Origin of the sequence: Enterobacter cloacae complex sp. FDA-CDC-AR_0164 (assembly GCF_003071645.1) — a bacterium.
GTDB classification, from domain to species: domain Bacteria; phylum Pseudomonadota; class Gammaproteobacteria; order Enterobacterales; family Enterobacteriaceae; genus Enterobacter; species Enterobacter ludwigii.
Window position 1 is genome coordinate 3,584,777 of record NZ_CP028950.1, and the last position, 11,511, is coordinate 3,596,287.

The 11,511-nt window shown below is 55.3% G+C and carries 8 protein-coding genes; all 8 read left to right on the plus strand.

The annotated features are described in order from the left end of the window. The first annotated feature begins 155 nt into the window (after positions 1-155). The gene (locus tag AM410_RS17745) at positions 156-1,553 is read left to right on the plus strand and encodes a NarK family nitrate/nitrite MFS transporter (RefSeq protein ID WP_073397379.1); all 1,398 of its coding nucleotides are present in this window, start codon (positions 156-158) and stop codon (positions 1,551-1,553) included. A gap of 381 nt (positions 1,554-1,934) precedes the next feature. Then, a complete protein-coding gene (locus tag AM410_RS17750) occupies positions 1,935-5,678 on the plus strand; it encodes a nitrate reductase subunit alpha (protein ID WP_032680833.1) in 3,744 nt (1,247 codons plus the stop codon). Beyond that, on the plus strand, positions 5,675-7,210 hold the full coding sequence (narH, locus tag AM410_RS17755) for a nitrate reductase subunit beta (protein WP_020882363.1): 1,536 nt from the start codon (positions 5,675-5,677) through the stop codon (positions 7,208-7,210). The genes AM410_RS17750 and narH overlap by 4 nt, the downstream gene beginning before the upstream one ends. Then, complete coding sequence (gene narJ / locus AM410_RS17760) at positions 7,207-7,917, plus strand: nitrate reductase molybdenum cofactor assembly chaperone (protein WP_040017698.1); 711 nt, start codon at positions 7,207-7,209, stop codon at positions 7,915-7,917. The genes narH and narJ overlap by 4 nt, the downstream gene beginning before the upstream one ends. After that, the gene (narI, locus tag AM410_RS17765; RefSeq protein WP_014170469.1) at positions 7,917-8,594 is read left to right on the plus strand and encodes a respiratory nitrate reductase subunit gamma; all 678 of its coding nucleotides are present in this window, start codon (positions 7,917-7,919) and stop codon (positions 8,592-8,594) included. The genes narJ and narI overlap by 1 nt, the downstream gene beginning before the upstream one ends. 110 nt (positions 8,595-8,704) lie before the next feature. Continuing rightward, positions 8,705-9,712 (plus strand): 3-oxoacyl-[acyl-carrier-protein] synthase III C-terminal domain-containing protein, encoded by a 1,008-nt coding sequence (locus AM410_RS17770; RefSeq protein WP_050736921.1) that lies wholly within the window; start codon positions 8,705-8,707, stop codon positions 9,710-9,712. Then, positions 9,709-10,725 carry an NAD-dependent epimerase/dehydratase family protein gene (locus AM410_RS17775; protein ID WP_108648187.1) on the plus strand — a complete coding sequence of 339 codons (1,017 nt, stop codon included), beginning with the start codon at positions 9,709-9,711 and terminating at the stop codon, positions 10,723-10,725. The genes AM410_RS17770 and AM410_RS17775 overlap by 4 nt, the downstream gene beginning before the upstream one ends. Beyond that, positions 10,703-11,509: an MBL fold metallo-hydrolase gene (locus AM410_RS17780; RefSeq protein ID WP_032680838.1), complete on the plus strand. Its 807-nt coding sequence runs from the start codon at positions 10,703-10,705 to the stop codon at positions 11,507-11,509. The genes AM410_RS17775 and AM410_RS17780 overlap by 23 nt, the downstream gene beginning before the upstream one ends. Positions 11,510-11,511: the final 2 nt, after the last annotated feature.

Sequence of the window (11,511 nt, forward strand, 5' to 3'; positions counted from 1 at the left end):
AAAAACCACGTCTTTTTTACTGAAATAGCCTACTCACTAAGGATGAGGGCTTTTTTTGCGCTCTAAAACCTCCCACTTTTCCTTTGATTTATATCAACTTACCTCCGCCCTAAAACCCTAATGTTTGCAGCATCATTCGAGAATCAGAGGTGTCTATGAGTCACTTATCCGCTCCCGAAAGGGAAAATGGTGCCGTTATTACTGAATGGCGTCCAGAGGATCCGGCGTTCTGGCAACAGCGCGGCCATCGTATAGCGAGCCGGAATCTGTGGATTTCCGTTCCGTGTTTGCTGTTAGCGTTTTGCGTATGGATGTTGTTTAGTGCAGTGGCAGTCAATCTGCCAAAAGTGGGTTTTACCTTTACGACCGATCAGCTGTTTATGCTGACCGCGTTGCCGTCGCTGTCCGGTGCGCTGCTGCGCGTCCCTTACGCGTTTATGGTGCCGGTGTTTGGCGGTCGTCGCTGGACGGCGTTCAGTACGGGCATCATGATCGTACCTTGCGTGTGGCTGGGTTTTGCGGTGCAGGATACCTCCACGCCTTTCAGCGTGTTCGTGATTATCTCCCTGCTGTGCGGTTTTGCTGGCGCTAACTTCGCCTCCAGTATGGCGAACATCAGCTTCTTCTTCCCGAAAGCGAAGCAGGGCGGTGCGCTGGGTATTAACGGCGGTCTGGGAAACATGGGCGTAAGCGTGATGCAGTTAATTGCACCGCTGGCAATCTCTGTCTCCATTTTTGCAGCCTTTGGTGGCGGTGGTGTCGAGCAGGCGGATGGTTCTTCCCTGTACCTGCAGAATGCGGCGTGGATTTGGGTTCCGTTCCTGGTGGTCTTCACCCTGGCGGCATGGTTCTTTATGAACGATCTGTCGGCATCTAAGGCTTCGCTGAGCGAGCAGTTGCCGGTGCTGAAACGCGGGCACCTGTGGGTCATGGCGCTGCTTTATCTGGCAACCTTCGGGTCGTTTATCGGTTTCTCCGCAGGCTTTGCCATGCTGTCCAAAACACAGTTCCCGGAAGTGCAGATCCTGCAGTTTGCCTTCTTTGGTCCGTTCATCGGTGCCCTGGCGCGTTCACTGGGCGGGATGGTGTCTGACCGTCTGGGCGGAACACGCGTGACGCTGGTGAACTTTGTGATCATGGCTGTTTTCTGTGCGCTGCTGTTCCTGACGCTGCCCGCCAATGGCCAGGGTGGCAACTTTACCGCCTTCTTCGGCGTGTTTATGGTGCTGTTCCTGACGGCCGGTCTGGGTAGCGCATCGACCTTCCAGATGATTTCCGTTATCTTCCGTAAACTGACGATGGATCGCGTTAAAGCGCAGGGCGGAAGCGAAGAGCAGGCCATGCGTGAAGCCGCGACGGATACGGCTGCTGCACTGGGCTTTATCTCTGCCATCGGCGCAATTGGCGGCTTCTTTATTCCGAAAGCGTTCGGTATCTCTCTGGACCTGACCGGCTCTCCGGCAGGGGCAATGAAAGTCTTCCTCGTTTTCTATATCGCCTGCGTAGTGATTACGTGGCTGGTATATGGCCGTAATACCAAGAAAAATAAGTAAGTGTGATTATCCGTTTGCGCGGCCTTCGGGCCGCGTTTTTTTATTATTACAGTAGTTACAACATACTGATGGCGTTTGAGGAACAATGCCTGCGGGTAACACTGTGATCGCCATCGCTTTACAGGGCGTTCTACCCCTTAATACCTGAGATGTTAAATTTAGCCCTGCTTTTTGTACGATAAATTATAAATATCATTATAAATTAATGGCTTATAGAAATTAAAAATCTACCGCTTTGGTGGTATCCGATCTAATACCCCACCTGAAACTCCCTCTCCGCCTTGATCGTTATCAATTCTCGCCATCTATCAGAGCGTTACCTTCGCTGCAAATCAGCAATGTCGATTTAGAGAGCCACAGGCTCCACACAGGAGATACCCGATGAGCAAATTTTTGGACCGGTTTCGCTACTTCAAACAGAAGGGTGAAACTTTTGCCGATGGGCACGGCCAGGTTCTGGAGACCAACCGGGACTGGGAAGACGGTTACCGTCAGCGCTGGCAGCATGACAAAGTCGTCCGTTCGACCCACGGCGTGAACTGCACTGGCTCATGTAGCTGGAAGATTTTCGTTAAAAACGGCCTGGTGACATGGGAAATGCAGCAGACCGACTATCCACGTACCCGTCCGGATATGCCAAACCACGAACCTCGTGGCTGCCCGCGTGGTGCAAGCTACTCCTGGTATCTGTACAGCGCCAACCGTCTAAAATACCCTCTGATGCGCAAACGCCTGATGAAAATGTGGCGTGAAGCGAAAGTGCTGCACAGCGATCCGGTTGATGCCTGGGCATCCATTATCGAAGATGCCGACAAAGCAAAAAGCTTTAAGCAGGCGCGCGGTCGCGGTGGCTTTGTTCGTTCTTCCTGGAAAGAGGTCAACGAACTGATTGCTGCCTCTAACGTTTATACCGTCAAAACCTACGGACCGGACCGCGTCGCGGGCTTCTCGCCTATCCCGGCGATGTCGATGGTCTCTTACGCCTCAGGTGCTCGTTATCTGTCGCTTATCGGCGGAACCTGTCTGAGCTTCTACGACTGGTACTGCGACCTGCCGCCAGCCTCTCCGCAGACCTGGGGCGAGCAGACCGACGTGCCGGAATCTGCTGACTGGTACAACTCCAGCTACATTATTGCCTGGGGCTCTAACGTTCCGCAGACCCGTACGCCGGATGCCCACTTCTTCACGGAAGTGCGTTACAAAGGCACCAAAACCGTTGCGGTAACCCCGGACTATGCGGAAATTGCCAAGCTGTGCGACCTGTGGCTGGCACCTAAACAGGGTACCGACTCCGCGATGGCGCTGGCGATGGGCCACGTGATGCTGCGTGAGTTCCACCTCGATAAACCCAGCCAGTACTTTACTGACTATGTCCGTCGCTATACCGACATGCCGATGCTGGTCATGCTGGAAGAGCGTGATGGCTACTATGCAGCGGGCCGCACGCTGCGTGCCGCCGATCTGGTGGATGCGCTGGGTCAGGAAAACAATCCTGAGTGGAAAACGGTCGCCTATAACAATAACGGCGAGCTGGTGGCACCCAACGGCTCTATCGGTTTCCGCTGGGGCGAGAAGGGCAAGTGGAACCTCGAGCAGCGTAACGGTACCACCGGTGAAGAGACTGAACTGCGTCTGAGCATGCTGGGTAGCCAGGACGAAATTGCTGATGTGGGCTTCCCGTACTTCGGCGGCGAAGGGTCCGAGCATTTCAACAAAGTTGAGCTGCAGAACATCCTGATGCATAAGCTGCCGGTCAAACGTCTGCAGCTGGCGGATGGGTCGACGGCGCTGGTGACCACCGTGTATGACCTGACGCTGGCCAACTACGGCCTGGAGCGCGGCCTGAATGATGAAAACTGCGCAACCAGCTACGACGACATCAAAGCGTATACCCCGGCCTGGGCAGAGCAGATCACCGGCGTGCCGCGTGCACACATCACCCGTATCGCCCGTGAATTCGCTGAAAATGCTGACAAGACGCATGGCCGTTCAATGATCATTGTTGGTGCCGGTCTGAACCACTGGTATCACCTTGATATGAACTATCGTGGCCTGATCAACATGCTGATCTTCTGCGGTTGTGTGGGTCAAAGCGGCGGCGGCTGGGCGCACTATGTCGGCCAGGAAAAACTGCGTCCGCAGACGGGCTGGCAGCCACTGGCGTTTGCTCTCGACTGGCAGCGTCCGGCGCGTCATATGAACAGTACGTCTTACTTCTACAACCACTCCAGCCAGTGGCGCTACGAGACGGTAACAGCCCAGGAACTGCTGTCGCCAATGGCGGATAAATCCCGCTACAGCGGCCACCTGATCGACTTCAACGTCCGCGCTGAACGCATGGGCTGGCTGCCATCTGCCCCTCAGTTAGGGACTAACCCGCTGCGCATTGCTGACGAGGCGAAGAAAGCGGGCATGACCCCGGCGGATTACACCGTCAAGGCACTGAAAGAAGGCACCATTCGCTTTGCGGCCGAGCAGCCTGAAAACGGCAAAAACCATCCGCGTAACCTGTTTATCTGGCGCTCTAACCTGCTGGGCTCCTCCGGTAAAGGCCACGAGTACATGCTGAAATATCTGCTGGGTACTGAAAACGGTATTCAGGGGAAAGATCTGGGCAAGCAGGGCGGCGTGAAACCAGAAGAAGTGGAGTGGAAAGACAACGGTCTGGACGGCAAGCTGGATCTGGTGGTGACGCTGGACTTCCGTCTGTCCAGTACCTGCCTGTATTCCGATATCGTGCTGCCAACCGCCACCTGGTATGAAAAAGACGACATGAATACCTCGGATATGCATCCGTTTATTCATCCGCTGTCTGCAGCCGTTGACCCGGCGTGGGAATCCAAAAGCGACTGGGATATCTACAAAGATATCGCGAAGAAATTCTCCGAAGTGTGCGTAGGACATCTGGGCAAAGAGACCGATGTGGTGACCCTGCCGATTCAGCACGACTCTGCAGCCGAACTGGCGCAACCGCTGGACGTGAAGGACTGGAAAAAAGGCGAGTGTGACCTGATCCCGGGGGTGACAGCGCCGCACATTATTCCCGTTGAACGTGACTACCCGGCAACGTACGAACGCTTTACCTCTATCGGCCCGCTGATGGAAAAAATCGGTAACGGGGGTAAAGGGATTGCGTGGAATACCCAGAGCGAAATGGACCTGCTGCGTAAGCTCAATTACACCAAAGCGGACGGCCCGGCCAAAGGCCAGCCAATGCTGAACACGGCCATTGATGCTGCAGAAATGATCCTGACTCTGGCACCGGAAACCAACGGTCACGTGGCGGTGAAAGCATGGGCGGCACTGAGTGAGTTTACCGGTCGCGATCATACCCATCTGGCGACGAATAAAGAGGAAGAGAAGATCCGCTTCCGCGATATTCAGGCTCAGCCGCGCAAAATTATCTCCAGCCCGACCTGGTCTGGCCTGGAAGATGAACACGTCTCCTACAACGCCGGCTACACCAACGTTCACGAACTGATCCCATGGCGTACCCTGTCCGGTCGTCAGTCCCTGTATCAGGATCACCAGTGGATGCGCGACTTCGGTGAGAGCCTGCTGGTTTATCGTCCGCCAATCGATACCCGCTCCGTGAAAGCGGTAATGGGTACTAAATCGAACGGTAACCCGGAGAAGGCGCTGAACTTCCTGACGCCGCACCAGAAGTGGGGCATTCACTCCACCTACAGCGACAACCTGCTGATGCTGACGTTGTCCCGCGGTGGCCCGATTGTGTGGATGAGCGAGACGGACGCCAAAGATCTGGGCATTGAAGATAACGACTGGATCGAAGTGTTCAACAGCAACGGTGCGCTGACGGCGCGTGCGGTTGTCAGCCAGCGTGTCCCGGCCGGGATGACCATGATGTACCACGCGCAGGAACGTATCGTTAACCTGCCGGGTTCTGAAATCACCGAGCAGCGCGGCGGCATTCACAACTCCGTGACCCGTATTACGCCAAAACCGACGCACATGATCGGCGGCTATGCGCAGCTGGCCTACGGCTTTAACTACTACGGCACGGTAGGTTCTAACCGCGATGAGTTCGTGGTGGTACGTAAGATGAAGAATATTAACTGGTTAGACGGCGAAGGTAATGACCAGGTACAGGAGAGCGTAAAATGAAAATTCGTTCACAAGTCGGCATGGTGCTGAATCTGGATAAATGCATCGGCTGTCATACCTGCTCAGTCACCTGTAAAAACGTCTGGACCAGCCGCGAAGGGATGGAGTACGCGTGGTTCAATAACGTGGAAAGTAAACCCGGCACAGGCTTCCCAACCGACTGGGAAAACCAGGAGAAATGGAAGGGCGGCTGGATCCGTAAAATCAACGGTAAACTGCAGCCGCGCATGGGTAACCGTGCGATGCTGCTCGGTAAAATCTTCGCCAACCCGCATCTGCCGGGCATCGATGATTACTACGAGCCGTTTGATTACGACTACCAGAACCTGCACAACGCGCCGGAAAGCAAACATCAGCCGATCGCACGTCCACGCTCGCTCATTACCGGACAGCGTATGGATAAGATCACCAGCGGTCCAAACTGGGAAGAGATTCTGGGCGGCGAGTTCGAAAAACGCGCCAAAGACCAGAACTTCGAGAACATGCAGAAGGCGATGTACGGCCAGTTCGAAAACACCTTCATGATGTATCTGCCGCGTCTGTGCGAGCACTGCCTTAACCCGGCGTGCGTGGCGACCTGTCCGAGCGGAGCCATCTATAAGCGTGAAGAAGATGGCATTGTGCTGATCGACCAGGATAAGTGCCGCGGCTGGCGTATGTGTATTACCGGTTGCCCGTACAAAAAAATCTACTTCAACTGGAAGAGCGGCAAGTCTGAGAAGTGCATCTTCTGCTATCCGCGTATTGAAGCCGGTATGCCAACCGTCTGCTCTGAGAGCTGCGTGGGCCGTATTCGTTACCTCGGCGTGCTGCTGTACGACGCGGACGCGATTGAAAATGCAGCCAGCACCGAGAACGAGAAAGATCTCTATCAGCGTCAGCTGGACGTTTTCCTTGATCCTAACGATCCGAAAGTGATTGAGCAGGCGCTGAAAGACGGCATTCCGCAGAGCGTGATTGACGCGGCGCAGCAGTCTCCGGTGTACAAAATGGCGATGGACTGGAAGCTGGCGCTGCCGCTGCATCCGGAATACCGCACGCTGCCGATGGTCTGGTACGTGCCGCCGCTGTCTCCGATCCAGTCTGCTGCGGATGCAGGTGAACTCGGCAGCAACGGCATTCTGCCAGACGTGGAAAGCCTGCGTATCCCGGTTCAGTATCTGGCAAACCTGTTAACCGCAGGGGATACCCAGCCGGTCCTGCTGGCGCTGAAACGTATGCTGGCGATGCGCCACTTCAAACGCGCTGAAACCGTTGACGGTGTTAACGATACCCGTGCACTGGAAGCGGTAGGTCTGACCGAAGCCCAGGCGCAGGAGATGTACCGTTACCTGGCGATTGCCAATTACGAAGACCGTTTCGTGGTGCCGAGCAGCCATCGTGAACTGGCTCGCGAAGCCTTCCCGGAGAAAAATGGCTGTGGCTTTACCTTTGGCGACGGTTGCCACGGTTCAGACACGAAATTCAATCTCTTCAACAGCCGCCGCATTGATGCCCTGGATGTGACGAGCAAAACGGAGCCGCACCAATGATTGAACTTGTCATTGTTTCGCGTCTGCTCGAGTACCCGGATGCTGCGCTTGCGCAGCATCAGCAGGAGCTCTTTGATGCACTCGCGTCATCTGAAAATCTTGAGAAAGAGGATGCCCAGACACTGGCCGTTTTCCTCCGGGACCTGTTAGCGCGCGATTTACTGGATGCGCAGGCGGATTACAGCCAGCTGTTTGACCGCGGACGCGCGACGTCGCTGCTGCTGTTCGAACATGTTCACGGTGAGTCACGTGACCGCGGTCAGGCGATGGTTGACCTGATGGGACAGTACGAGCAACACGGCCTGCAGCTCGACAGCCGCGAGCTGCCGGACCACCTGCCGCTCTATCTTGAGTATCTGGCGCAGTTGCCTAAAGAGGAGGCGCTGGGGGGTCTGCAGGACATCGCGCCGATCCTGGCGTTGCTCGGCGCACGACTTCAGCAGCGCGAGAGCCGTTACGCGGTGCTGTTCGACCTGCTGGTGAAACTGGCCAACGCATCGGTCGACAGTGAAAAAGTTGCGGAGAAGATCGCCGATGAAGCCCGCGATGATACGCCACAGGCGCTGGATGCGGTCTGGGAGGAAGAGCAGGTGAAATTCATGGCTGACCAGAACTGCGGTGAGTCTGAAATCTCCGCTCACCAACGTCGTTTTGCCGGAGCCGTTGCCCCGCAATATTTGAATATCTCTAACGGAGGACAGCAATAATGCACTTCCTGAATATGTTCTTCTTTGACATTTACCCGTATATCGCGGGCACCGTGTTCCTGGTGGGAAGCTGGCTGCGTTATGACTACGGCCAGTACACCTGGCGTGCTGCCTCCAGCCAGATGCTCGATCGCAAAGGGATGAACCTGGCTTCTAACCTGTTCCACATCGGGATCCTGGGGATTTTTGCGGGTCACTTCCTCGGAATGCTGACGCCGCACTGGATGTATGAGTCATTCCTGCCGATTGAGGTGAAGCAGAAAATGGCGATGATTGCCGGCGGTGCCTGCGGCGTGATGACGCTGGTGGGCGGTTTACTGCTGCTCAAACGCCGTCTGTTCAGCCCGCGTGTTCGCGCGACCACCACCGGCGCGGACATTCTGATTTTGTCCCTGCTGATGGTGCAGTGTGCGCTGGGTCTACTGACCATTCCATTCTCGGCTCAGCATATGGATGGCAGCGAAATGATGAAGCTGGTCGGCTGGGCGCAGTCTGTGGTGACTTTCCACGGTGGTGCGTCTGAGCACCTTGACGGTGTGGCGTTTATCTTCCGCGTGCACCTGGTGCTCGGGATGACGCTGTTTGTGCTGTTCCCATTCTCTCGTCTGGTGCATATCTGGAGCGCACCGGTGGAGTATCTGACGCGCAAATATCAGATTGTTCGCGCCCGTCGCTAATTTGCTGAAAACCGACACGGGAGCAGGACGCTCCCGTTAATTTCAGATTGTGTAAAGAAGGGGCTCCTATATTATTAGCGGTTGGATTAGCTAGTGAAGGGAGCACTGGTGTGGGTCAATCAACAGAGCCGGAAATTTCGGCCGCAATAAAAATTATCTCAACAGGCATTGCCTTGCCTGCTGAAAGACTGACATCCAGCGATCTGGATTCATGGTTAGGAAAACCGCCTGGCTACGTTGAAAAACGGTCCGGTATACTTACCCGCTACCACGCTTCTCACACCGCCAGCCAGGCCGGGTTGGCCGCACAGGCGCTACATAACGCGCTACATGCCGGAACGATATCACCTGATTCCATAGACCTGTTGATTTGTGCATCGGCTATTGCCATACAAGCGCTTCCCTGCAGTGCGGTTCATATTATCAAGGCGGCGGGTATGCCCGCGGGTTTGGCGGGGTTTGATATTAACAGCAGCTGTGTCAGCTTTATTTCCGCTTTAGAAGTTGCCGCAGGTTTATTGAATACAGGCGCATATCGTCGCATCGCCATTGTTTCAGCTGATTTAGCATCGCGCGGCATTGACTGGAGTCACGAAGAGTCTTCGTTGATTTTCGGTGATGGTGCGGCGTGTGCGATCGTGGAGCGTGGTGACGGCAACAGTGGGATTATCACCAGCCTGATCGAGATGTACCCGGATGGCAGCGAACTCTGTGAAATCCGTGCGGGAGGAACGCGTCGCAACCCAAGAGCAGGCATGAGCGACAGTGATTTTATGTTCCATATGCAGGGTAAGGCGCTGTTCCGGTATGCCTCTTCGCTGATTGATGACTACTTCGCGCGGCTGCTGGGAAAATGCGGTCTGCAACTGTCGGATATCGGTACCGTCATTCCGCATCAGGCCAGCCATCTTTCTCTTGAACACATGCGTAAGCGGCTGGGCGTCCCTGAATCCATCTTAATTGATGTTTACCGTCACTACGGCAACCAGGTGGCCGCCTCCATCCCTACGGCGCTGCATGAAGCGGTAACCCATGGTCGTTTCACGCCGGGAAAACCCGCAATGCTTATTGGTACTGCAGCAGGCCTGACGCTGGCTGGCATGGTACTTATGCCATGAAGATCCTGGTGACAGGGGCAACCAGCGGGCTGGGGCGTAACGCTGTCCACTATTTGCTGGAACGTGGCTTTAGCGTAGTGGCGACGGGGCGTAATCAGGTCGAAGGTGCACATTTAAAGCATGTGGGCGCGACGTTTATCCCTCTCGACTTGTCCCTGGCGTCTCAGGACCAATGCGCCAGGCTTATGGAGGGGTGCGATGCCGTGTGGCACTGCGCAGCGAAATCTTCTCCCTGGGGAGGGAGGGACGCTTTCTGGCAGGCTAACGTCATTGCAACAAAAAAACTGGCGATGGCTGCGGGCACCGCGGGCATTCCGCGTTTTGTCCACATTTCTACCCCTGCGGTCTACTTCGATTTTCAACATCACTACGATCTTCCGGAAACCTACCTGGCGAACACATTTTCCAGCCACTATGCCAGCAGCAAACGTGCAGCCGAACGCATCATTGAAGATGCGGTGGCAAACTTCAGCGCGACAACGTTCATCATTTTGCGCCCGCGTGGGCTTTTCGGTCCCCATGATAAGGTGATCGTTCCTCGCCTGCTGCGTCAGCTCCATCAGGACGGAGGGGTACTGCGCCTGCCCAGGGGAGGAGAAGCGCTTCTGGATTTGACCTTCGTACAAAACGTGGTCTTTGCTATGGAACGTGCAACCTTGGGCCAGCCTCTTTATTCCGGCAGCATCTATAACGTGACCAATCACCAGCCGCAGCGGCTGGTTGATATGCTTGACGCGTTGCTGCGTCAGCAGCTGGGGTTACGCTATCAGATCCGGTCAATTCCCTGGCCGGTGGTGTCACTGGCCGCGCGTGGCATGGAATTAGTCGGAAAGTGCATCAATAAGGAACCTCCCGTCACCCGTTACAGTGCGGGAACGGTTTGTTTCGATATGACGCTGAGCGCTAAAAAAGCCGTAGAGGAGTTGGGCTATACCCCACGTTTCTCTATGGCAGAAGGCATCGCGCTAACGGGAGAATGGCTGAGGACGAATGGCAAAGATTACCGCGTTTGAAACAGGATATTGCACCCATATCGGCTGCATGGCTCTAAAAGGCGCTGGTCTCAGGGTGTGCAAATTTCCCTCTCGAGCCTGGCTCCTGGAAGTCGGTTCACACCGATGGCTATGGGATACCGGCTATTCCTCCTGGTTTGAACACTACACGCGTTCGGGCATTTTTCGCATTTACCGGCAAGTCACGCCGGTCTATTTCGACCCCAAACAGTCCCTGGCTCAACAGCTTTACGCACAAGGCCTGGTCGGGGGCGATATCGATGCGATTATCTTGTCGCACTTCCATGCCGATCACGTCGCAGGGCTGCGTGATTTCCCCGATGTTAGCTGTATTTGTTCTGGTGAGGGCTGGCAGCAGGTGAGAGCGCTGAGAGGATTTGCCGCCCTGCGTCAGGCATTTGTGCCAGGACTTTTCCCCTCCGAGTTTGAGTCGTCATTGCGCTTCATTGAAGGTTTCGAAACCCTGAGGCTGCCCGAGGCGCTTGCTCCGTTTGAGCGGGGCTATGTTTTGCCGGACAGTCAGGGCGAAATTATTTTGATCCCGCTTGCAGGCCATGCAGCCGGACACTTCGGGGCATTCGTCCTGACAGAGGACGGCTGGACACTTTTGGCCGCAGATGCGGCCTGGTCTCCTGACAATTACCGGGAGATGCGCGGTCCTTCACGGCTTGCCAGTCTGGTGATGTCCGATCCCTCTGCTTATTACCAGACGCTCCGGCAACTCAATCAACTCTGGAAAAACGGTAAAGTGGATATTCGTCTGTGTCATGAGGGCGATTTGTGAAC

Bases quoted from the DNA above. Each gene is read 5' to 3' on its own strand.
- AM410_RS17745 (WP_073397379.1), top strand. From the start codon at position 156: ATGAGTCACTTATCCGCTCCCGAAAGGGAAAATGGTGCCGTTATTACT.
- AM410_RS17750 (WP_032680833.1), top strand. From the start codon at position 1,935: ATGAGCAAATTTTTGGACCGGTTTCGCTACTTCAAACAGAAGGGTGAA.
- narH (WP_020882363.1), top strand. From the start codon at position 5,675: ATGAAAATTCGTTCACAAGTCGGCATGGTGCTGAATCTGGATAAATGC.
- narJ (WP_040017698.1), top strand. From the start codon at position 7,207: ATGATTGAACTTGTCATTGTTTCGCGTCTGCTCGAGTACCCGGATGCT.
- narI (WP_014170469.1), top strand. From the start codon at position 7,917: ATGCACTTCCTGAATATGTTCTTCTTTGACATTTACCCGTATATCGCG.
- AM410_RS17775 (WP_108648187.1), top strand. From the start codon at position 9,709: ATGAAGATCCTGGTGACAGGGGCAACCAGCGGGCTGGGGCGTAACGCT.
- AM410_RS17780 (WP_032680838.1), top strand. From the start codon at position 10,703: ATGGCAAAGATTACCGCGTTTGAAACAGGATATTGCACCCATATCGGC.